Origin of the sequence: Kitasatospora sp. NPDC059827, from assembly GCF_042731675.1 — a bacterium.
Taxonomy (GTDB): domain Bacteria; phylum Actinomycetota; class Actinomycetes; order Streptomycetales; family Streptomycetaceae; genus Kitasatospora.
Map to the genome: position 1 here is coordinate 1 of NZ_JBHWIV010000083.1, position 21382 is coordinate 21382.

Consider the following 21382-nt stretch of genomic DNA (forward strand, 5'->3'; position numbering starts at 1 on the left):
CAATCCGGTTTGGCTGGGTGTGTGTTGGGTTGTTTTTTTTTTAAACCAGACTGCTGTCGGGGCCCCGCGGGGGGGCCGGGTCGCCCACGGGGCCGCCGGGGCGCGCGAACGGATCCGTCGGGGCCGCTACTCCTCGACCCGGACCTTGTCGGCCTGCAAGCCCTTCTGGCCCTGGACGGCCTCGAAGGAGACCTTCTGGCCCTCCACCAGGGACTTGAAGCCGGTCGACTCGATCGCCCGGAAATGCACGAACAGGTCGGGGCCGGACTCCGGGCTGATGAACCCGTAGCCCTTCTCGTCGTTGAACCACTTCACGGTGCCGTTCTGGCGCTCGGCCATGCCTACTCCTCGGGGTCGGGGCGCGGTGCCGTCGCGTGATCCTCTCACGGAGGGCGTGTGAGTCGACACGAAGAGTAGTCGAGCCGCCCTAGGCGTGCCGGGGCCGGAGTGCCGCCGAGGCGGCGACGAGGAGGTCGCGGAGGGCGGTGGCGGCGGGGGAGGGCGTGGCGGGCGTGAGGACGACCTGGTCGGCGGTGGTCGAGGGGCCGGTGAGGGGGATGACGTGCAGCCCCGGAGGCCGGTGGTCGAGGGCGGACTCGACGGTGATTCCGATGCCGGTGCCCGCGGCGACGTGGGCGGCGATGGCGTGGACGCTGTCGGCGGTGCGGATGATGCGCAGGTCGGCTCCGCCGATCCGGAAGGCGGTGAGGAGGCGGTCGCAGAGGCCGCTGTTGATCTGGTGGGGCCAGGTGAGCAGGCCGGTGGTGGAGAGTTCGGCGGTGCTCAACTCGGCGTGCCCGGCCAGAGGATGGGCCTCCGGGACGAGGGCCATGAAGCGCTCGGTGGAGAGCGCCCGGGCCCGTACGCCGGTGATGCCGCCGGTGGCCCAGCCGATGCCCAGGCCGATGGTCTCCGCGCGGAGGGCGGCGACCAGGGCGGTGGTCGGCATGGCCTCCGGCACGATCGTCACGTCGGGGAAGCGCTCGCGCAGTTGCGGGAGGCAGCGCAGCAGCAGCTGGTGGCCGGTGTACTCGGCATGGCCGACGACGAGGGTGGTCCCGGTCCGCTCACCGGCGGCGAGCGCGCGGCCGCGCTGCTGGAACCCGCGCAGCTGGGCGAGGGTGGCATGGGCGTCGGGGAGCAGGGCCGTGCCGAGCTCGGTGAGGGAGACCCGGCGGCTGGTGCGGTCGAACAGTCGGCCGCCGAGGGTGTGCTCCAGGCGCCGGACGGCGTCGCTGACGGTGGGCTGCCCGCGGTGGAGACGGGCGGCGGCGCGGCCGAAGTGCAGCTCCTCGGCGACCGCGACGAATGCTTCCAGTTCGATCCTGTCCACCGTCCCACGGTAGCGCGACCGGCCCGGCGATCGATCGGTGCCACCGATCGCTGCACGCCGGAGTTCGGCGTTGATGCCGGACCGCGCACGGGCTGAGATGGGAGGACAGGCAGCGCAGTCGATCGACGAGAACGGTGAAGAGACATGGCAGTCAACGGTGTTGAGTCCGGCCGGGCAGTGCCGGCGGTCACGGTCGGCGTGGTGTTCCACTCGGTGCACGGCCACACCCGGGTGCTGGCCGAGCACCTCGCCGCCGGCGCCCGGCGGGTGCCGGGCGCGGAGGTGCACCTGGTCGAGATCCGGGCCGAGGACGTCAACGCGGGCCGCTGGCACGACCCGGAGGTGCTGGCCCTGCTGGACCGCTCCGACGCGATCGTGTTCGGCAGCCCGACGCTGATGGGCAGCGTGTCGGCGGTGTTCAAGGCGTTCATGGAGGCCGCGTTCACGCCGTTCGTCACCCAGAGCTGGAAGGACAAGCTGGCCGGCGGGTTCACCATGTCGGCTTCGCAGAGCGGCGACAAGCTCGCCGTACTGGAGCAACTGGCCATCTTCGGTGCGCAGTTGGGCATGCAGTGGATCGGCGTCGGCGACATGCCGGGCAACAACTGGAGCGGCGGCAGCCGGGACGACGTCAACCGGCTGGGCTCCTGGCTGGGGCTGATGAGCCAGAGCAACGCCGACCAGGGGCCGGAGCACGCCGGGTCGCGCGGGGACCTGGCCACCGCGGAACGGTACGGCGAGCGGATCGCCCGACTGGCCCAGCGCTGGGTGAACGCCGTGCCGTACGAGACGACGCGGATGACGGAGCACGAGGCCCGTGCGCTGTCCGCGATCCTGCGGGAGGTGGGGGTGGAGGTGCCGGGTGTGCCAGGTGCGTCGGGTGTGCCGGCGGCGGGCTGAGGGGGTGGGCTGAGGGGGCTGGAGGCTGGGCGGCTGTTGGGCTCCCGGCGGTGGATCCGATACGGTTGCATCGGAATGCCCCGGGGCGGAGCCCGGAGGCGGGTGGGATCGGGCGGAGTCGGAAGGTGCGTGGCGGATGCCCAAGCAGGTCGACCACGAGGAGCGGCGCCGACGGATCGCCGACGCCGTCTGCGCGCTGATCGACGCCCAGGGCCTGGAAGGCGCGACCCTGCGGGACGTCGCCACCCGCGCCGACGTCTCCATGGGCGCCGTCCAGCGCTGCTTCCGCAACAAGGAGGAGATGCTGCGGTTCGCCCTCGGCCACATCGGCGCACGCGTCACCGAACGGGCCCGGGGCCGACTCGTCGCCGGCCCCGCCCAGTCCGCCGCCAGCACGGTCGGCCACGTCGTCGGTGAAGTCGCGCTGCTGCGCGAGGAACACCGCGCCGAGGCCCGGATCTGGCTCGCCTTCCTCGCCGCGGCCGCCGTCAACCCCGCCCTGGCCGCCGACCTGCGGGCCGGCTACACCGACCTGGAGGGGCTGCTCGCCCGGCTCGTCGCCGAGGCCGCCCCCACCCTCGACCCCCGGCGCGAAGCCCGTACGCTGCTCGCCCTCGCCGACGGGCTCACCGGACACGTCCTCATCGGCCACCGGACCACGGCCGAGGCCGAGGAGCTGCTGCACGCCCACCTCGCGGGGTTGTGGCGGGAGCGTTAGGCGTCTCCGTCCGGTATCTCCGCCGGGTGTCCCTACCTGGTGTCCCTGCCCGGTGTCCCTGCCTGGTATCTCCGTTGCGGGGGTGGGGCTTTGCGGCGAGGATCCTGTTCGTGCCCGACTCCTGGTCCGAACTGACGCCCTATCCGAAGATCCCCGCGAAGGGGCGCCCCGACGCGCCCGGCAGCCGGGAGTGGACGGCGGCGGAGAAGGTCCACGGCGCGCACTTCGCCGTGGTCTGCGAGGGCGACGCCGTACGGGCCGCCAAGCGGCGCGACCTGCTCGGGGGCGAGGACCTCGACGCCTTCTTCGGCGTCAGCCGGATCTGGCCCCGACTGCGCGTCGCGGCGGGCCGGTTCGCGGCGGCGGTGCGGGCCGGCCGGGGCGGCGACGCCGTCGTCACCGTGTATGGGGAACTGGCCGGCGGCCGCTACCCCCACCCAGGAGTGCCCGCCGCCCCCGGGGTCGAACCCGTGCAGACGGGCGTCTGGTACGACCCCGGACTGCGCTGGCTGCCCTTCGACGCCACGGTGGAGACCGCCGACGGCCGCTACTGGCTCGCCGACCGCGAACTCCGCTCCGCCGCCGATGCCGCCGGGCTGAGCTGCGTCCCCCTGCTCGCCCGTGGCCCGCTGAACACCCTCCAGGACCTGCCCGCCGCCTTCCCCAGCCGGGTGCCGGCCCTGTTCGGACTGCCCGAACTCGACGACAACCTCGCCGAGGGCTACGTCCTCAAGCCCGCGGGCGAATGGCGCGAGTCCGGAGCGGCCCGCCCGGTGCTCAAGGTCAAGCAGAAAGCCTTCGCCGAGGACGGGCGCTACGACGGCGCCCGCCCCTACCTCCCCCCGCCCGAGGGCGCCGCCGGCGTCCCCGCCTGGCTGCTGGTCCAGGCCTCCGCCCTGCTCACCCCCGCCCGCGCGGCCGCCGCCGTCAGCAAGCTGGGCCCGCGCACGGCCCCGGACGCGGTCGCGGCCGAGATCGCCCAGGACGTCACCGACGAACTCGCCGAAGCCCTCGGCGGCTTGGAGCCGACCACCGCGTCGGCACTGCGCGACGTCCTCAGGCCCGCCGCCGATGCCCTGGTCCTCTTCGACGCCCAGGGGCGGGCACGGGGGCGGGGCCGGGGGCGGTCCTGAACGTACGTCCGTGTGATGCGCGGATGGGACGGACGTCCGTTTCGGACGCGCTATGGGACGGACGTCCGTCCCAGGCGCCCGCTGGGACGTACGTCCGTGTCAGACGGCCAGCCGGAACGGTGCGTCCGTCCTGGACATCCAGTGGGACGGACGTCCGTCCCAGGCGCCCGCCAGGACGTACGTCCGTATCAGACGGCCACGCCGGACGCCCGTGTGAAACGCACGTCCGTGTGCCCGCCCGCCCCCGGGGCGCGCGCCGTCCGCTGAGCGCCGGTTCGCCCCCGCGCGAGGGGTTCTCGGGAACGGGCTCTTATTGTACTGTCCGTCTAATAAGGCGGGTGAGCGGGAACCCGCAGGGGCAGGCACCAGGAGGCAGCCATGGCTCTCACCCGGCAGACGCCGGCGGACCGGAACGGCCACGGGGCGGCGGAACACGGCCACACGGCGGCCGACGACGACGTCTCGAAGCGGCTGCTGGAGTCGGCCGCCACCCTCTCCTACGACCCGATGACCGAGATCGACTGGGACGCGCCCCTCCCTGAGGAGCATTACGGCCTCAACCCCGAGTGGAGCACCCTCTACGGCACCCGGCTGTGGGACGAGATGACCGAGCAGCAGCGGGTCGCGCTCACCCGGCACGAGGTCTGCTCGATCATGAACACCGGCATCTGGTTCGAGATGATCCTCCAGCAGATGGTGCTGCGCGACCAGTACCTCAAGAACCCCGCCAACGCCGAGTTCCAGTTCGCGCTCACCGAGATCGCCGACGAGTGCCGCCACTCCATCATGTTCGCCCGCGCCTGCCAGAAGATGGGCGTCCCCGCCTACCGGCCCAACAAGGTGATCGCCCAGGCCGGGCGCGCCTTCAAGGCCCTCGCCAAGGGCGAACTCGCCTACGGCGGCATCCTGGTGGCCGAGGAGGTGCTGGACGTCATGCAGCGCGACTGGATGCGCGGTGAGAACGTCCTGGAGATCGTCCGCGGCAGCTCCCGGATCCACGTGGTCGAGGAGTCGCGGCACATGAAGTTCGCCCGGCAGGAGATCCGCGAACGGGTGCGCCACGCGGGCCCGGCCCGGCGCCGCGCCTCGGCCACCGGCATCGCGATCGGCGCGTACGTCATCGTCAGCAGCATGGTCCACCCGGGCGTCTACAGGGCCGTCGGGCTGGACGTCGCCCGCGCCCTCGACGAGGTGAAGGGCAACGAGCACCGCAAGGCGATGATGCGCAACAGCTCCCGGCACCTGATGGCCTTCCTCGCCGAGACCGGGCTGATCACCAGCCGTTCGGCGGCGATCTACCGCCGCGTGCACATGCTCTGACGATCCGTCATCCACAGCGAGGACCCACCCCGGCCATGGCCTACGCGATCACCCGGACCTGCTGCAACGACGCCTCGTGCGTGTCCGTCTGCCCGGTCAACTGCATCCACCCGACCCCGGAGGAGCCGGAGTTCGGCACCACCGACATGCTCTACATCGACCCGCAGGCGTGCATCGACTGCGGGGCCTGCGCGGACGCCTGCCCGGTCGACGCGGTGTACCCGGTCGACCGGCTGCGCGGGCCGGACGTCGTCTTCGGCGACCTCAACCGCGACTGGTACCGCGACCACCCCAACGACCACGCCTGGGGCGCGCCCGGATTCCCGCGCAGCCTGCCGGGCGAACTCGGCACCCTGCGGATCGCCGTGGTCGGCACCGGTCCCTCGGCCGGGTACACCGCCCAGGAACTGCTGCGCTGCACCAGCGCCGAACTGACCATGATCGACCGGCTGCCGGTCACCGGCGGCCTGCTGCGGCACGGCGTCGCCCCCGACCACCAGTCCACCAAGCGGATCGCGGAGAGCTTCGCGAGCGTCTTCCACGACCCCCGGCTGCGGGTGCACCTCAACCTGGAGGTCGGCACCGACGTCACCCACGAGGAACTCGCCGCGCACCACCACGCGGTGGTGTACGCGGTGGGCGCGGCCGCCGACCGGAGGCTCGGCGTGCCCGGTGAGGACCTGCCCGGCAGCCTGCCCGCGACCTCCTTCGTCGGCTGGTACAACGCCGACCCGACGGTGCCCGCCGACGCGGTCGAGCTGTCCGCCGAGCGGGTCGTGGTGGTCGGCAACGGCAACGTCGCGGTGGACATCGCCCGCATCCTGCTCACCGACCCCGACCGGCTCGCCGTCACCGACATCGCCGACCACGCCCTGGCCGCGCTGCGCCGCAGCCGGGTCCGGGAGGTGGTGCTGCTGGCCCGGCGCGGGCCCGAGCAGGCGGCCTGGACGGCGCCGGAGTTCCTGGCGCTGCGCCGGCTGCCCGGTGTCGAGTTGGTGGTCGAGGACCACCCGCAGGTGCGGGTGGCGATCGAGGCGGCCGCGCCGGACTCGCGGGCCGCGCTGCTGGCCGGCCTGCCGCTGGTGCGCACCGGGGACGCGGACGGCGAGGGCGGCGAGGGCGGCGAGGGCGCGCGGCCGGGGCCGGGCCGGCGGATCGTGCTGCGCTTCCTGTCGACCCCGGTGGAGCTGACCGGGGCGGACGGCCGGGTCGCCGGGCTGACGGTCGAGCGGACGCGGCTGACCGGGGACGGCGTGCCCGACGGGACGACGGGGGAGCGCGAGACCCTGCGGGCCGGGCTGGTGGTGCGCTCCATCGGGCACCGCGGCGTGCCGCTGCCGGGGCTGCCCTTCGACGAACGGACCGGGACGGTCGCCCGGCGGGGCGGCCGGGTCGTCGACCCGGCCACCGGGCAGGCGCTGCCGGGCGCGTACGTGGTCGGCTGGGCCAAGCGCGGGCCTTCCGGCGGGATCGGGGCCAACCGGGCCTGCGCGCGGGAGACGGTGGACGCGCTGCTGGACGACGCGGTGGCCCGGGTGCTGCCGGAACCCCCGGCGGGGCGGGCGGAGTTCGAACGCCTGGTGCGGCGGCGCCGGCCGGACGCCGTCGGGTTGAAGGAGCTGCGCGCGGTGGACCGCGCGGAGCGCGAGCGCGGCGCGGCGCAGGGACGGCCGCGGGTGAAGCTGGCGACGGTGGCCGAACTGCTGGCGGCGGGCCGGCGACGCTAGGGCCCGCCCTGGGGCCCGTCCCAGGGCCCGTCCTACGGCCTTCCGGAGGGGCCCTCCGCAGGGGGTGGCCCGCTCCGGGAGCCGCCGGTCGGCTCCGCGGTCCTGCCGGTCGGCTCCACGGCCCCGCCGGCGTCGGAGCCCTCCGGGTAGAACTGCCGTGCCCAGCGCCGGAACAGCCCGATCGAGCGCTCCCCGGGCACCAGTCGCGGCTGCGCCAGGTAGCGCTTGTGGGCCAGCACCGGCCGGTCCTGCTTGATGATCCGCACCGAGGCCTGGAGCGCCAGCCAGGACGCCGCCCGGTCCACGGCCCGCGCCGCGCCGACCCCCGGCACCGGCACGGTGGCGGTCACCGCGAAGCGCACCAGGGTGCGCCAGGGCGCGAGCGGTGTCGGCAGCACCCACACCAGCAACGAGCTTCCCAGATCGGGGAGTTCGGCCGTCAGTCGCATCATGCCCAGCCCGGCCAGCGTGACCGGCTGGTCCAGGCTCACCGCGCCCAGGCCCGGGAACCGGGTGGTGGTGCGCTGGTGGACGGTGAACAGCGGGCCGTCCGGCTCCGGTGGTGCGCTCTCGCGGGTGTCCAGGCCGTGCAGCACCGCGACGTGTCGGAAGTCGACACTGTTCTCCATCACCTCCTGCGGGTGGGAGAGCAACTCCCCGCTCCACCAGGCCAGCGGCCGCACCCCGACCGCCGGCGGCAGCTCCCAGGTGGGCGCGGCGCCGTCCGGCCCGTCCTCCGGCCCGCTCTCCGGCCCGCCCCGCCAGACGAACAGCGCGCCGTCCCGCTCGACCAGCCGGCGTCGCGCCAGCTCGCCGCGGAACCGGGTGCCGTCCGGGGAGCCCGTGCAGGAGCCGTCCGGGGCGAAGGCGAAGCCGTGGAACGGGCAGACCAGCTCCTCGCCCCGCACCCGCCCGCCCGCGCCGAAGTGCGCGCCCAGGTGCGGGCAGTGCGGCCCGATCGCGCGCACCGCGCCCCGCCGCGTCCGGTACAGCACCACGTCCTCGCCCATCATCCGGGCGGTGCGCACCCGGCCGGGCGGCAGGTCGCGGGCGCGGCCCACGCAGAACCAGCCGCTCGGGTACGGCAGCGGGGCGGAGTGCTCGGCCATGGCGGTCACCTCGGTGGCTTGACGGCGGTGTGAACGTACCAGGCGATGTGCTCGCGCACCGCGTACATCTCCACGGTGGAACGGAGGTTGAGCCAGCGCGCCGGGTCGCCGAGGCGGCGCAGCAGTTCCCAGGGCAGCCGGAAGTACGCGTGTACTGCCTCGGTGGTCGGCAGGTAGTAGGGCGTCGCGTCCAGGGACTCCTCGACCTCGAAACCGGCCCCGGCGAGCAGCTGCGGCAGGGTGCCCGCGTGGTAGAGCAGGGCGCCGCCCATCGCCATCGCGTCCAGGTACGGTTCGAGCAAGGCCCGTGCGGGTGCGGGTAATTGGTCCACCGGGCCGGTGCTCATGGGGCCGAGCAGCACCAGCCGCCCGCCCGGGCGCAGCACCCGGTGGAACTCGGCCAGCGCGCGGGCCGGGTGGTAGGAGTGGACGAGCGTCTCCATCGAGTAGGCGCCGTCGAATCCGCCGTCGAAGCCGCCGTCCAACCCGCCGTCGGGGAAGGGGAGTTCGTGGTAGTCGCCCCAGTGGAAGTCGGTCCGGTCGGCCAGCGCGGCGCGGGCGCTCAGCCGGCGGGCCTCGGCGAGGTGGAAGTCCAGGACGTCGACCCCGGTGACCAGCAGCCCGAAGCGGGTCGCCATCGCCCGGGCCACCACCCCGGCCCCGCAGCCCGCGTCCAGCACCCGCGATCCGGCGGGCAGTGCCAGCTTGTGCCCGAGCACGTCCTGGAGTTGGCGCTGGGCCCGCCAGAGCCGCCACTTGGACTGGCCGGGCTCGGTCCACCCCCAGTGCCGGGCGTTGCGCGCCACCCGGGTGTAGAACCACCGGCTCCCGGCGCGTCCGTACACCCGGCGCAGCGCGGTGAGATCGAGTTCCTGGGCGACCATGCCGTCACGCTAGCGGCGGGCCCGTCGCCCCTCCCGGCGGCGCCACGGGCGGTTGCGCCGCCGGGAGGGTTCGTACGGTCGTCGGACCGGCTGATCAGCCGACCAGGGTGGCGCGCAGCCAGGGCACGATCAGCCCCATCGCCTCGCCGAAGCGCGAGATCGCGCAGTGGCCGGTGTCCGGGACGAGTTCGACCCGGGTGTCCCGGCGCCCGGTGAACACCAGGGTGTCGTGCTGGGGGACGTGCACGTCGTCCGCGCCGTTGACCACCAGCATCGGTCCGTTGGCGTCCCGGTCCAGCAGTGGGCGCAGGTCGAAGGCGGCGAACGCGTCCTCGCGCGCCGCCGGGCCCGGCATCGCGTCGAAGCCCAGGGCGTTGCCGACGATGCCGTCCATGCCGAAGGCGAAGCCGCGGCCGCGCGCGAAGGACCGCTCCACCGGCCCGCCGAGCACCACCGCCGCGTCCACGGTGCCGGTCAGGCCGGTGCGGGCCGCGTAGTAGCCGCCCATCGAGATGCCGAAGTGGCCGACCCGGCCGCCGCCGTTGCTGCCGTTGCCGCCGCCTCCGCCGGCGCCGGCGAGCGTGCGGGCGAAGGCGATCAGGCCCTCGATCACCTCGGCCCCGCCGTCCGGGGTCATCGGCAGGTGGGCGGTCTCGCCGGTGCCCGCCAGGTCGAACAGCAGCAGCCGCACCGGCAGGGCGAGCGCCAGCTGCTCCCACATGCCGTGCAGGTCGGCCTTCCAGGAGTCCACCCCGCCGCTGGCCAGGAGCACCGGCGCGTCGGCGGGCAGGCCGGGGGCGGCCATCAGGTGGACGGGCAGGGAGGTGGTGCCGCCGCGGTACGGGACGGTGACGGTGCGGCGCTCGAACTCCACCGGGAAGCCGGGGGCGGCCAGGACGTACTGCTCGATCTGGCGGGCGAGCGCGGTGCGCTTGGGGGCGTCGGCCAGCGAGGGGAACTTGGCCCAGCCGTATGCCTGGGCGGCCTCCCGGTGCCGTCCGGCCGCGGCGTGCCGGGCGGCCAGGGCGGACCACTCGTGCACCCAGCCGCCGGGCCGGTCGGGCCACATCTCGGTGACGGCGGCGCGCACCGCGTCCACCTCGGCGGCGGGCAGGCCGAGGGTCATCTGGGGGTGGCGTTCGGCGAACAGGTCCTGCGGGTCCAGGGGCCAGGTGAAGGACATGGTGGTGCCTCCCGTGCTGCTGGGTCTCTCGAGGTCCCGGTCCTTAAGGCCGGAACTCTTGCGTTAGTGACTATGCGCCTGGCGGACCGTAAACGCAAGTACCCCTGCGTTAAGCTGGCGTCCGAGCCGAACGAGGGGACCGCCGCATGACCGAGCAGGAACCGGAGCCGATCCGCCGCCGCCCCGGCGGGCGGGCCGCCCGGGTGCGCCAGGCCGTCCTGGCCGCGGCCATGGAGGCCCTCGCCGAGGGCGGTCTCGCCCGGCTCGGCATCGCCGACGTCGCCGCCCGCGCCGGGGTCAACGAGACGACCGTGTACCGGCGTTGGGGCAGTCGGGAGAAGCTGGCGCTGGACGCCATGCTGACCGGCAGCGACGAGGGGATCCCCGTCCCCGACACCGGGGCCGTCCGCACCGACCTGGCCGCCTTCGCCCGCGCCCTGGCCGACTACACCGCCACCCCGCTCGGCCGCGCCGTCGTCCACTCGGCCGCGCACAACTCCGACGACCCGGCCCTCGCCGAGTCCTGGCAGGCCTTCTGGCAGACCCGCCTCGACCGGGCCGGCGTCATCGTCCACCGGGCCGTCGAGCGCGGTGAACTCCCGGCCGGCACCGACGCCCGCCTCGCCCTGGAACTGCTCTGCGCCCCGATCCAGACCCGGGCCGTGCTCGGGCACCGCCCGGTCGACCCCGACCTGCCGGAACGGCTCGCCGACGCCCTGCTGGACGGGCTTCGCGCGCGGGCCTGACGGGCGGACGCGCAAGGGCCGGTGACTCCAGGGGAGTTCACCGGCCCCTCACCGAGCAGCCGAGCAGCCGGGCCTCAGGCCGGGCCGGCCGCGCCGTGCAGGATGCCGCCGCCGTCCCCGCCCCGCAGGGCCAGGGCGGCCGGGAGGACCGCCGCCGGCAGTGCGACGGCCGCGCAGCAGGCGGCCAGCACGCCCATCACCGTCCACGGCACCAGCACGGGCGTCGGCCCGACCAGCGCGGTCAGCGCCGTCCAGGAGCCCCCGACGCTGATCGCCGTGCCCAGCCCGCCCAGCAGGGCGCCGGCCGCCACGCAGAGCAGGGTCTCGACCGCCACCGTGCGCAGCACCTGGCCCCGGGTGGCGCCGGCCAGCCGCAGCAGGGACAGCTCCCGCCGCCGGTCGCTGGTCGTCATCACCAGCGAGTTGGCCAGGGTGATCACCGCGTAGCCGATCGCCAGGCCGAGGATCATCAGCAGGGCGTTCCAGGAGTCCCGCGCGGTGCTGTCGGTGGCGGCCGACCAGACCTGCTCCGGCGTTTCGAGCCGGGCGCCCAGCCCGTCCACGGCCGTCCGCAGGGCGGCGGCGGCCTGCGCGCGGTCGGCGCCGGGCAGCAGCCGCAGGTCGATCCGCTCGGCCAGGGCCGGGCCGCCGACCCCGCCGGTGACGGCGTCGGGGTCGGTCACCCAGGCCTGGACGGCCTCGGCGCCGGTGCCCAGCAGGGCCGCGACCCTCAGCTCCCGCGGGGTGCCGTCGGCCAGTCGGACGGCGATCCGCTCGCCGACCGCGGGCGAGCCCGGCCAGGTGCGGCTGAGCACGACCGAGCCCGGGCCGAGGTCGGCCAGCGAGCCGGCGACGACCGGGAGCCGGTCGACGGCGGCCAGCGCGGCCGGGTCCGCCGTCGCGGCGCGGAAGGGCACCAGGGCCTGGCCGTCGTCCACGGCGGCCATGAGCGAGGTCGGGGTGATCACGGCCGCCTGCACCCCGGGGACGGCCCGGACCCGGTCCGCCACGGTCCGGCTCAGCCCGGGGGTGCCGGCCGGCACGACCACCAGGTCGGCGGCGGACAGCTGGGTGCGGGTCTCGGTGACCTGGGCGCGGTCGATGGTGTCGATGCTGCCGACCAGGCACCCGGCGAAGGCGACGATCAGCACCACCGGCGTGGTGGTCGCGGCGGTGCGCCGGAAGGCCGTCAGCGAACTCTGCCGGGCGGTCGCCCAGACGATGCCGCCGCCGTCCTCGGCGGACCGGCCGCGCAGCCGGGCCACCAGTGCGGGCGGCGCCGTCAGCAGCCGGATCGCCGGCCCGGCCAGCACGGCCGCCAGCAGCACGCAGCCGGCCACGATCGGCAGCAGCAGGGCGAGCGCGTCGGCGACGCTCGCCGCCGCGTCCGGCCAGCCGCGGGCGGTCAGCGCGAGGGCGGCGATGCCGCCGCCGAGCACCAGCAGGCCGCTCGCCCAGCGGAACGCCAGGGCGGCGCGCGAGGTCCGCTCGGCGTCCGCCTCCGCGAGCGCCTCGCCGGGGCTGATCAGGCCGGCCTTCACCGCGGAGAACAGCACGCCGGTGAGCGCGGTCAGCAGCCCGATCGCGCCCGCGACGAGCAGCCCCCACCCGGTCACCGGGACGGTGAACCCGTCCGGCACCAGGTCGTGGTCGACCAGCCAGCGGCCGGCCGGCGCCGCTCCGACCGCGCCGAGCGCGCACCCGGCGGCGGAGGCCAGCGCACCGACCACCAGCGCCTCCCGGAAGACCAGGGCGCGCAGCTGGCGGCGGGTGGCGCCGATCAGCCGCAGCAGGGCGAGTTCACGGCGGCGCTGGGCGATCGACAGCGCGAAGGTGCCGCCCACCACGAACACCGCGGTGCCGCCGGAGACCGCGGCGGACAGGCCGAGCGGGGTCTGCACGCCGTCCAGCCGGGCGGCGACCTCGGCGTGGTGCGGGTCGGCCTGGCTGCGCTCGGCACCGGTCAGCACCCGGGCCACGCCGGCCCCGCCGTTGGCCTCCACGGCCCGGCGTACGGCGTCGGCGGGGGCGAAGGCGGCCAGCGCGCCGACGGCGGGGCTGAACCGGGCGGCCCGGGCGTCGGTGAAGAAGACGGCGTGCTCGAAGGCCTCGGCGCCGGTGACGCCGGAGACCGTCGCGGTGTGCGGGCCGTCGGCGGTGACGAACCGGACCGACCGGCCGATCTGCTCCGGGCGGCCGCCGCCGAGCACGACCTGGTCGTCGGTGGCGGGCGCGGTGCCCGCGGTGAGCCGGTAGCCGCCCAGGGCGGCGCTCGACCAGGCCCGGCCGACCTGGTCGCGCGGGCCGTCCGCGAGCTGGGCGTAGAAGGTGTGGTCCTCGACCGTGCGGCCGGTCGCGGCGACGGCGGCGAGCAGCCCGGCGGGCAGGCCCGGCTGGGCGGGGACCTGGGTCGGCTGGACGTCGCCGCCGCTCGCGGGGGTGAAGTCCACGTTCAGGTCGGCGATCACCAGCACCGGGGCCTCGGAGAAGCGCTGGCGCCCCTGGTCCGGGACGCCGATCGTGGCCGAGATGACCAGGAGCGAGGTGGCCAGCAGGGCGACGCCGCAGGCCAGGGCGACGAAGCTGCCGACGAAGGAGGCCCAGCGGAGCCGGACGGAGGCGAGGGCGAGGCTCAGCATGCGAGGGCCTCCGGGGTGCGGGCCTCCACCGAGTCGGCCTCCACCGGGTCGGTCTCCAGCGCGGTCATCCGGGCGGCGACCTGCTCGGCGGTCGGCCGCTCCAATGAGCCGGCCAGCCGGCCGTCCCGGAGGAAGAGCACCCGGTCCGCGTACGAGGCGGCGACCGGGTCGTGGGTGACCATCACCACCGCGCGGCCGGGGTCGTCGGCCATCCCGCGCAGCAGGGTGAGCACCTCGCGGCCGCTGCGGGTGTCCAGGGCGCCGGTCGGCTCGTCGGCGAGCAGCACCGCCGGGCGGGTGATCAGCGCCCGGGCGATGGCGACCCGCTGCTGCTGGCCGCCGGAGAGCTCGCCCGGCCGGTGCCCGGCCCGGTCGGCGAGGCCGACGGCGGCCAGCGCGGCGGCCACCTCGGCCGCGGCGGGGCGGCGGCCGGACAGCTTGGCCGGGAGCGCCACGTTCTGCGCCGCGGTCAGCGCGGGCAGCAGGTTGAAGGACTGGAAGACGAAGCCGATCCGCTCCCGGCGCAGCACCGTCAGCTCCTTGTCCCGCAGCCCGCCGAGCAGGGCACCGTCCACCCGCACCTCGCCCCGGTCGACGGCCTCCAGCCCGGCGGCGGCGCGCAGCAGCGTCGACTTGCCCGACCCGGACGGCCCCATGACGGCGGTGAAGGTGCCGAAGGGGAACCCGACGGTCACGTCGTCGAGCCCGACGACGGGTTCGGGCCCGCGCCGGTAGGTCCGGCGGACGGAGCGGAGTTCGACGGCGAGGTCGGTGGCGTTCATGATCACATTCCACCGCGCGGGGCGGTGGCGACTCAATGATCATGGGTTCACTTCTGAAGGTGTAGCCAGCTACACCCCCTCGCACCACCGGCGCTTCAACCGCTCCCAGCGCTGGGCCTGCTCCGGGGTCAGGGTGCCGCGCAGTTCGGCGAGTTTCAGGAGCTGGGCCTCGGCGTCGGCGCCCAGGGGTTGGGCCTCGGCGCGGTAGTGGTCGGTGAGCAGGGCGTCGAGTTCGGGGCGGGTGAGGGCCGGGTCGAGGCGCTGGGCGAGCTTGGCCATGTTGCGGTAGGAGCCCTGGAGCAGGAACGGCGGCTCGGTGCGGGCGCGGTCGTCCTGGGCGGCGGAGGCGAGGTAGGCGCGGTTGACGGCCAGGACGGTGCCGCGCAGGTGGAGCAGCCCGGCCAGGACGGCGGTCATCCGCTCGACCTCGGCGGCCGGCCAGGCGGCGGTCAGGGTGCCGCCCGGGGTGCCGCCGGCGCGGGCGAGCAGGGTGTCCAGGTCGGTGCGTTCGGCGGTGGCGAGCGGGGCCAGGTGGGGGCTGGCGGGCAGGGCGTTCTCGACGAAGCTGAGCGCGAAGAGGTCCTCCCGGCCGGCCACGGCATCGCCGAGGTTCCACACGTCGGCCCGGTTGGCGAGCATGTCGGGGAGCCGGAAGAGCCGGCCGGACTCGGTGTACGGGTTGGCGGCCATCACCACGGCGAAGCGCTTGCCGCGCAGGTCCCATTCGCGGGCCCCGCCGTCCGCGACGCCGTCGATCCGGCGCTGGGCGTCGCAGAGCGGGATGAAGCGCTGCAGGAACTCGGGCGAGGTGTGCTGGACGTCGTCGAGGTGGAGCAGCACGTTGTCGCCGGCGTGCAGGGCGAAGTTGAGCTTCTCCAGCTCGCGCCGGGCGGCGGCGTCGGGGGCCTCGGCCGGGTCCAGCGAGGTGACCCGGTGGCCGAGTGCCGGGCCGCTGACCGAGACCAGCAGCAGGCCGAGCCGCTCGGCGAGGTACTCGACCAGGGTGGTCTTGCCGTAGCCGGGCGGGGAGACCAGCAACAGCAGGCCGCTGCGGTCCACCGGGCCGCCGGGGCCGGCGGTGCCGAGCTGCTTGGCGAGGTTGTCGCCGATCAGCGGCAGGTACACCTGGTCGATCAGCCGGTTGCGGACGAAGCCGTTGAGCGACGCGGGCCGGTACTGGTCGAGCCGCAGCCGGGCGTGCTCGGCGGCCAGCAGCTCACCGCGCAGCCGCTGGTAGGCGCGGTGTCCGGGGACGTCGACCGCCTCGAACCCGCGGACCCGGGCGAGCAGTTCGTCCAGGCGGAGGTCCAGCGCACCGCCGCGCAGGCGGGGGTGGTCGCCGAGCAGTCCGGTCAGCCGGGTGCCGACGGCGCCCTCGGCGCGGCGGCGCGGCAGCGTCGGGCAGAGCAGTACGGCGGCGGCCTCGGCGAGGTCGCCCGGTTCGGCGTCGGAGGCGGCCGACTCCAGCCAGGCGGTGGCCAGTTGGTGCCGTACGGGGAGCAGGGAGGGGTCCTCCGGCAGGGCGGTCAGGGCCTCGGTCAGCCCGGCGGACTCGGGGGCGGCGTGGAACTTCTCCAGCAGCGCGCGGGCTCCCGGCGAGTAGGCGAACTCCGGTGTCTTGGAGGAGAGTTCGGCGACCAGGTAGGGTCCGGCAGGTTCGGCGCCGGCCCCGGCCGCGCCCAGGGCGGACCCGGTCGGGGCGAACTCCGCCACGGCGGCCGACAGTTCGGCGGCCAGGGCGGCCAGCGCCGGCACCGCGCCGCCGTAGGCCTGCCGGGCGAGGCCCAGCGAGCGGGCCCGGGTGTGCCAGACCAGCCGCTGCCGTTCGTCCGTGCCGTGCGCCCAGTACAGCTGGGCGGCCGCCCGGGCCGCCGCCGGGTGTCGCAGCAGGCCTGCCTCGGCGCGGAGTTCGAGCAGGGCGCGGAGCACCAGCGCGGCGTCGTGGTCGTGCACCCCGCGCTGGTAGCCCTCGTCCGGGCGCCGTTCGGCGGCCCGCCGGACGTACTCCAGCAGGTCGCCGTCGGGTTCCCCCGGCTCGGCGGCCAGCAGCAGGCTCGCGGCCAGGTACTCGGCGCGGTAGAGCGCGGGCGTCTCGGAGGGCAGCGGCCGGTCCCAGTACCGTTCGGTGGCGGCGAAGGCCGGGTCGGTGACCGGGGCGCGGTAGTCGGTGCCGGTGAGGGTGAAGGCGGGGCGGCCCCGCCAGGGCAGCAGGGTGAGTTCGGGGCGCTGGGTGGTGACCGCGAACAGGTGGCGGCCCAGTCGCAGGGTGCCGGGGCCGTCCCCGGCGAGCTCGGCGCGGTCGCGCAGCGCCCGGTGGGCGCGGCCGCGCGCGGCGCGCAGCCGGCCGGTCAGCTCCTCGGCCCGGACCCGGTCGCCGAGGGCGGTCAACTGTCCGGCGAGGTCGCGGAGTTTGACGGCCGTCGGGTCGGCGGCGAACGCGGCCTCGATCTCCTCGAGAGTGCCCAGGGCGGCCAGCCGCCGGTGCAGGGTGTCGAGGATCCGCTCGGCGGAGGCGGCCAGCCGGTCGGCCCGCCCGGCCCGCTGCTCCAGCAGGTGCTGGCGGCGGGCGGTGAGGGCGTCGTGGATCTCGGTGCGGCGTTCGGTGAGCTGTTCGCCGAGCGCCGGGTCGGCGTCGGCGAAGCGGGTCTCCAGCTGCTCGATCCGCAGCAGCAGCCGGCCGAGCCGGTCGTCGCAGGCCTCGGGGGTGTCGGCGGCGGCCAGCGCCGCGGTGACGGCCTGGGCGAGCAGCGCCGTCTCGGCGGCGAACTCGGCGGCGGCCTCGCGGGTGCGCAGCTCGCGGCGGCGGACGGTCAGCGTGCTGCGGGCCCGGTTGAGCAGTCCGAGGACGTCGGCGAGCCGGTCCAGGATGGCGGTGCGGGTGGTGGCGTCGGCCAGGTCGAGGGTGCCGACCAGCTCCGAGACGGTCTGCAACGCCTCGCTCTGCGCGGTGAGTTCGAGGCCCAGCGGCTCGGCCTCGGCGGCGGTCGCCAGCGCGGCGCAGCGCTCGGCCAGCTCGCCGGCCCGGCGCCGGTGGGGCTCGAAGGCGGCGGGTTCGGCGAGCTGGACCACTGCTCGGTCGGCGGCCTCGGCCAGCCCCTCGGCGAGGTGCTCGGCCAGCGCGTCGATCCGCTCGGCCCGGGCGCGCGGCAGGTCCCGCAGGGCCTCCACCCGGCCCTGGGCGCGGCGCAGTGCGGCCAGCCGGTCGACCCATTCGGCGGCGTCGGCGAAGGTCTCGCCGCGTGCCGTGCGCAGCAGGCCCTCGACGTGCTCGGCGGTCTCCTCGGTGCGGGCGGCGGCGTGCGCGGTGAGCTGGGCGACCGCCTCGTACTCGGCGATCACCTGCCGGGCGGTGTCGCGGATCTCGGCGAGCGGTGCGGCGAGGTCGCCGAGGCCGCTCTGGCCGAGCCAGTGGTGCCGGTCGGCGGTGCGGGTGCAGGCGGTGAGCACGGCGTGGTGCCCGGCCGGGGTGTCGGCGCCGGCCGCGGCCAGCCGGGCGAGGGCGAGGCAGTCGGCCAGGCCGCGGACCAGGTCGGCGTTGCCGATCCGGGCCAGCGGGCCGGTGCCGGCCGGCTGTTCGGCGGCGTGCCGCTCGCTGGTGAACGGGCTCTGCCAGAGCTGGACGGGGTGCAGCCGGGTCGGGCCGTCCTCGGCGGGGCGCAGCACGATCAGGGTGCCGTCGTCGAGCAGTGCGTAGCCCTGGCAGGCGAGCGGGGCGGCGGCCTCCTGGCGGACGGAGTTGTACGGCTGGAGCAGCGCCCGGCCGTCGGTGGCGGAGCGGAACTCGTACAGCAGGTCCTCGCCGTTGGGGGAGAGGACGGTGCGTTCGTACGCGAGGCCGTCGACCGGCTGGTCGAAGGTGCGCACGGTGCCGTCGGCGAGGTGGCAGCCGCCGGGGAAGGCCACACCCTGGTCGGCGGGCAGCCGCAGGCAGGCCTGGCCGATGGCGTCGATCCGGGTGACCCGGCCGGTGGGCAGGTGGACCACCAGGTGCCGGACGGTCTCCTCCTGGTACGGGCGGACCCGCACCAGCAGCAGGGTGGCGAGCCGGGCGTGGGCGACCTGGGCGTCGGCGAGGGTCTGCAGGGCCTCGGTGAGCGGCTCCCGGTGCAGTTCGCGGCCGTCGGGGGTGGTGAGGGTGAGCCGGCCGCCGTCCACGCCGAGGTGGAGTTCCCCCGCGAGGTCGGCGCGCGGTGCGGTGCCGGGGGCGGCGGGCAGCTGGTCGTCGCGGGTGAGCGGGGTCCAGTCGAGCTGCCGGCCGTCGGCGGGGGTGTGGTCGCGTTCGCCGCGGCCGTCCTGGTAGGTGGCGCGGTCGTCGTCGAGGCGCCAGCGCAGCACCCGGACGTCGGTGGCGGCCGGGCCGGTGCGGAAGACGGCGAGCAGCCGGCCGCCGACCGGGCGCAGCCGTTCCAGCCGGGCGTCGCGGAAGTAGCGGCGCAGGTCGGTGAGGTCCTGGCGCAGCCGGGGGTCGTCCAGCAGGGTGCCGTCGGCGGGGGAGAGGTCGTCGGGCCGGTGGAGGGAGAGGAGGTCGGTGAAGTCCTCGGTGCCGCCCTCCGCCTCGGCCGGGCGGGTGCCGAGCAGCAGTTGGCCGCCGACGGCGGTGAGGTCCTGCGGCAGGCAGGTCCGGGCGGTGGTGAGCCGCCCGGTGCCGGTGAGCCGTAGTTCCCCGCCGCCGAACTCGGCGACCCGGCGGGTGTTCAACGCCTCCGCGCGGTCGGCGAGTTCGGCGGCGGCGCGGGCGAGCCGGCCACGCAGGACCTCGTAGCTGCCGGCGTCGGGCCGGGCGTCGTCGAGGGCTTCCACGGTCATTCCCCTGGTGTTCGGCGGGTGTCTGCCTGCTGCTGCTCGGCGGGTGACTACTTGCTGCCGTTCACGGCGGCGCCGGTGAGCGCCCCGATCGGGGTCTCCGCGATGCCCAGCTTCCGTGCGGAGTCGAGCAGTTGGCGCAGCTGCCCGGCCTGCTCGCCGCCGCCGCCGATCAGCTTGAGCAGCAGTGCGGACACCGTCAGGTTCTGCACGTCCGCGGTGGAGACCGAGGACAGCACCCGGGTGAGGTCCTTGGTGAAGTCGGCGCTGCCGTCCAGCCAGGGCCCGGCCAGGGCCTGGGCGGTCTGCGAGTGGCCGACGAAGGCGTCCACGCTCTTGCCGGCCGTCACCGACTGCACCAGCCGGTCGAAGAAGACCGAGTCCCCGCCGACGATGTCGATCTTGGCCTTCTCCAGCCCGGCGGCGACCAGCGCGGCCTGCGCCTCGGCGATCTGCCGCTGGGTGTCCAGCCCGGCCAGGCGGACGTCCTTCTCGGCGGCCAGCCGCAGCCGGTACTCCTCGTGCCCGCGCGAGGCCTCGTCCAGCTTGGCCATCGCCGCGGCCTTCTCGGTCAGGCCCTCGGCCTCGGCCTTGAGCCTGGCGCCGACCTCCAGCGCGCTCGCCCTGGCCTTCTCGGTCTGCACCACGGCCTCGGCGCGGCCGACCTTCTCCACCGCCGCGGCCTCCTGCTCCCGCACCTGCACCCGGGCCAGGCCCTCCGCGGCGGCCTCCGCCCGGACGCCCTCGGCCAGCTTGACCTTGGCGGCCGCGTCCAGCTCGGCGGCCTGCTGCCGGGCCTCGGCCAGCACCAGCGACTCGCGGGCCTTGTGCGAGGCGGCCTGCTCGGCGGCCTCGGCGGCCTTGATGTCCTTGACCAGCTTCTCCTGGGCCTCCGCCTCGGCCTGGATGACCACGGCCTTGCGCATCCGCTCGGCCTCCTCGACGGCCCGCAGGGTCTTCACGGCCTCCTCCTGCTCGGCGACGGTGCGCTCGACCGCGACCCGCTCGCGGACCACGTCGGCGACCTCCCGGCGGCGGGACTCGACCTCCTTCTGCTTGGCCATCACGGCGAGTTCGGTCTCCCGCTCGCGGCCGACGACCTCCAGCAGACGGTCCTTCTCGATCCGCTCGTTCTCCACCGCGATGACCCGCTCGCGGTTCTTCTGCGCCACCGCGACCTCGCGGGCCTGGTTCTCCCGCTGCACCCCGAGCACCTCCTCGGTGCGCAGGAAGGCGGTCTGGGCGGTGAGCCGCTCCTCCTCCTGCACCCGGGCGATCACCGCGTCCTCCTTGGCCCGCAGGGTCTCGATCTCGCGGCGCTGGCGGATCTCGGCGTCGGCCTGGCGGCGCTCCAGCTCCAGGACGGTCTCCCGGGCGTCCACGTTCTGCCGGGTGATCTCCTTCTCCTCGTTGCGCTGGTACTCGTTGGTGCGCACGTGCTCGATCGCGGTCAGCTCGGTGATCTTGCGGATGCCCTGGGCGTCCAGGATGTTGTCGCCGTCCAGCTGGCTCATCGGGGTCTGTTCGAGGTGGTCGATGGCCGCGTCCTCAAGGGTGTAGCCGTTGAGGTCGGTGCCGATGACCGCGATGATCTGGTCCCGGAACTCGTGCCGGTGGGTGTACAGGTCGGTGAAGTCCAGCTGCTTGCCGACGGTCTTGAGCGCCTCGGCGAACTTCGCCGCGAAGAAGTCCTGGATCGCCTGCGGGTCGCTGGCCCGGGCGGTGCCGATCGACTGCGCCACCTTGACGACGTCCTCGACGGTCTTGTTCACCCGGACGAAGAAGGAGATCCGGATGTCCGCCCGGATGTTGTCCCGGCAGATCAGGCCGTCCCGGCCGGCCCGGTGGATCTCCACCGTCTTCGCCGTGATGTCCATCAACTCGGCCTTGTGCAGGACCGGCAGGACGATCGCCCCGGTGAAGGTGACGTCCACGCTCTTGGTGCGGGAGACGATCAGGGCCTTGCCCTGCTCGACCTTCTGGAACAGGCGCCCCACGAAGAGCAGCGCGGCGAGCAGGATGAGCAGCACGACGGCGATGAGTACGCCGAAACCCACGGCGATGGTGTCCATCACGGAGTCCTTTGACGGGATGGTGGTGCGAAG

At 75.2% G+C, this 21382-nt stretch carries 15 protein-coding genes; 6 read left to right on the top strand and 9 right to left on the bottom strand.

The annotated features are described in order from the left end of the window. Nucleotides 1–126: 126 nt before the first annotated feature. Both ACFV8H_RS33915 and ACFV8H_RS33920 read right to left on the bottom strand, forming a co-directional pair. Nucleotides 127–339, bottom strand: a complete 213-nt coding sequence (locus tag ACFV8H_RS33915; RefSeq protein WP_380407577.1) for a cold-shock protein — start codon at nt 337–339, stop codon at nt 127–129. 88 nt (nt 340–427) lie between these two features. Continuing rightward, the gene (locus tag ACFV8H_RS33920; protein WP_380407579.1) at nt 428–1333 is read right to left on the bottom strand and encodes a LysR family transcriptional regulator; all 906 of its coding nucleotides are present in this window, start codon (nt 1331–1333) and stop codon (nt 428–430) included. Between the two features lie 144 nt (nt 1334–1477). On the opposite strand from ACFV8H_RS33920, the gene ACFV8H_RS33925 reads away from it, so the two are divergent. The 5 genes from ACFV8H_RS33925 (at nt 1478) to ACFV8H_RS33945 (ending at nt 7131) form a co-directional block, all read left to right on the top strand. After that, on the top strand, nt 1478–2233 hold the full coding sequence (locus tag ACFV8H_RS33925) for a flavodoxin family protein (RefSeq protein ID WP_380407581.1): 756 nt from the start codon (nt 1478–1480) through the stop codon (nt 2231–2233). 136 nt (nt 2234–2369) lie between these two features. After that, nucleotides 2370–2951 carry a TetR/AcrR family transcriptional regulator gene (locus ACFV8H_RS33930; protein ID WP_380407583.1) on the top strand — a complete coding sequence of 194 codons (582 nt, stop codon included), beginning with the start codon at nt 2370–2372 and terminating at the stop codon, nt 2949–2951. Between the two features lie 110 nt (nt 2952–3061). Then, nucleotides 3062–4084, top strand: coding sequence for an RNA ligase family protein (locus ACFV8H_RS33935; protein WP_380407585.1), 1023 nt, complete (start codon nt 3062–3064; stop codon nt 4082–4084). A gap of 378 nt (nt 4085–4462) precedes the next feature. After that, nucleotides 4463–5404, top strand: coding sequence for a diiron oxygenase (locus tag ACFV8H_RS33940; RefSeq protein WP_380407587.1), 942 nt, complete (start codon nt 4463–4465; stop codon nt 5402–5404). A gap of 35 nt (nt 5405–5439) precedes the next feature. Further along, the gene (locus tag ACFV8H_RS33945) at nt 5440–7131 is read left to right on the top strand and encodes an FAD-dependent oxidoreductase (protein WP_380407589.1); all 1692 of its coding nucleotides are present in this window, start codon (nt 5440–5442) and stop codon (nt 7129–7131) included. 32 nt (nt 7132–7163) lie between these two features. Here ACFV8H_RS33945 and ACFV8H_RS33950 read toward each other — a convergent pair whose 3' ends face one another. From ACFV8H_RS33950 to ACFV8H_RS33960, 3 genes are all read right to left on the bottom strand, one after another. Then, entirely contained in the window at nt 7164–8240 is a 1077-nt protein-coding gene (locus ACFV8H_RS33950) for an aromatic ring-hydroxylating dioxygenase subunit alpha (RefSeq protein WP_380407591.1), read from the bottom strand. A 5-nt stretch (nt 8241–8245) separates the two neighbouring features. Continuing rightward, entirely contained in the window at nt 8246–9124 is an 879-nt protein-coding gene (locus ACFV8H_RS33955; protein ID WP_380407593.1) for an SAM-dependent methyltransferase, read from the bottom strand. 94 nt (nt 9125–9218) lie between these two features. Then, nucleotides 9219–10307 (bottom strand): alpha/beta hydrolase, encoded by a 1089-nt coding sequence (locus ACFV8H_RS33960; protein WP_380407595.1) that lies wholly within the window; start codon nt 10305–10307, stop codon nt 9219–9221. A gap of 146 nt (nt 10308–10453) precedes the next feature. Here ACFV8H_RS33960 and ACFV8H_RS33965 point away from each other — a divergent pair, with 146 nt between their 5' ends. Beyond that, a complete protein-coding gene (locus ACFV8H_RS33965) occupies nt 10454–11053 on the top strand; it encodes a TetR/AcrR family transcriptional regulator (protein ID WP_380407597.1) in 600 nt (199 codons plus the stop codon). Between the two features lie 74 nt (nt 11054–11127). Here the strand turns inward: ACFV8H_RS33965 and ACFV8H_RS33970 are convergent, their stop codons facing one another. The 4 genes from ACFV8H_RS33970 to ACFV8H_RS33985 all read right to left on the bottom strand — a co-directional run bounded on the left by ACFV8H_RS33970 (nt 11128) and on the right by ACFV8H_RS33985 (nt 21349). Then, nucleotides 11128–13692, bottom strand: coding sequence for an ABC transporter permease (locus ACFV8H_RS33970; protein ID WP_380407599.1), 2565 nt, complete (start codon nt 13690–13692; stop codon nt 11128–11130). Continuing rightward, nucleotides 13686–14474, bottom strand: coding sequence for an ABC transporter ATP-binding protein (locus ACFV8H_RS33975; RefSeq protein WP_380407601.1), 789 nt, complete (start codon nt 14472–14474; stop codon nt 13686–13688). The genes ACFV8H_RS33970 and ACFV8H_RS33975 overlap by 7 nt, the downstream gene beginning before the upstream one ends. 69 nt (nt 14475–14543) lie before the next feature. Continuing rightward, nucleotides 14544–19280 (bottom strand): DNA repair ATPase, encoded by a 4737-nt coding sequence (locus ACFV8H_RS33980; protein ID WP_380407603.1) that lies wholly within the window; start codon nt 19278–19280, stop codon nt 14544–14546. Between the two features lie 47 nt (nt 19281–19327). Further along, entirely contained in the window at nt 19328–21349 is a 2022-nt protein-coding gene (locus ACFV8H_RS33985; protein WP_380407604.1) for a flotillin family protein, read from the bottom strand. Between the last annotated feature and the right edge of the window lie 33 nt (nt 21350–21382).

Bases quoted from the DNA above. Each gene is read 5' to 3' on its own strand.
- ACFV8H_RS33975 (WP_380407601.1), bottom strand. From the start codon at position 14,474: ATGAACGCCACCGACCTCGCCGTCGAACTCCGCTCCGTCCGCCGGACC.
- ACFV8H_RS33930 (WP_380407583.1), top strand. From the start codon at position 2,370: ATGCCCAAGCAGGTCGACCACGAGGAGCGGCGCCGACGGATCGCCGAC.
- ACFV8H_RS33925 (WP_380407581.1), top strand. From the start codon at position 1,478: ATGGCAGTCAACGGTGTTGAGTCCGGCCGGGCAGTGCCGGCGGTCACG.
- ACFV8H_RS33960 (WP_380407595.1), bottom strand. From the start codon at position 10,307: ATGTCCTTCACCTGGCCCCTGGACCCGCAGGACCTGTTCGCCGAACGC.
- ACFV8H_RS33940 (WP_380407587.1), top strand. From the start codon at position 4,463: ATGGCTCTCACCCGGCAGACGCCGGCGGACCGGAACGGCCACGGGGCG.
- ACFV8H_RS33950 (WP_380407591.1), bottom strand. From the start codon at position 8,240: ATGGCCGAGCACTCCGCCCCGCTGCCGTACCCGAGCGGCTGGTTCTGC.
- ACFV8H_RS33985 (WP_380407604.1), bottom strand. From the start codon at position 21,349: ATGGACACCATCGCCGTGGGTTTCGGCGTACTCATCGCCGTCGTGCTG.
- ACFV8H_RS33945 (WP_380407589.1), top strand. From the start codon at position 5,440: ATGGCCTACGCGATCACCCGGACCTGCTGCAACGACGCCTCGTGCGTG.
- ACFV8H_RS33980 (WP_380407603.1), bottom strand. From the start codon at position 19,280: ATGACCGTGGAAGCCCTCGACGACGCCCGGCCCGACGCCGGCAGCTAC.
- ACFV8H_RS33965 (WP_380407597.1), top strand. From the start codon at position 10,454: ATGACCGAGCAGGAACCGGAGCCGATCCGCCGCCGCCCCGGCGGGCGG.
- ACFV8H_RS33970 (WP_380407599.1), bottom strand. From the start codon at position 13,692: ATGCTGAGCCTCGCCCTCGCCTCCGTCCGGCTCCGCTGGGCCTCCTTC.
- ACFV8H_RS33955 (WP_380407593.1), bottom strand. From the start codon at position 9,124: ATGGTCGCCCAGGAACTCGATCTCACCGCGCTGCGCCGGGTGTACGGA.
- ACFV8H_RS33915 (WP_380407577.1), bottom strand. From the start codon at position 339: ATGGCCGAGCGCCAGAACGGCACCGTGAAGTGGTTCAACGACGAGAAG.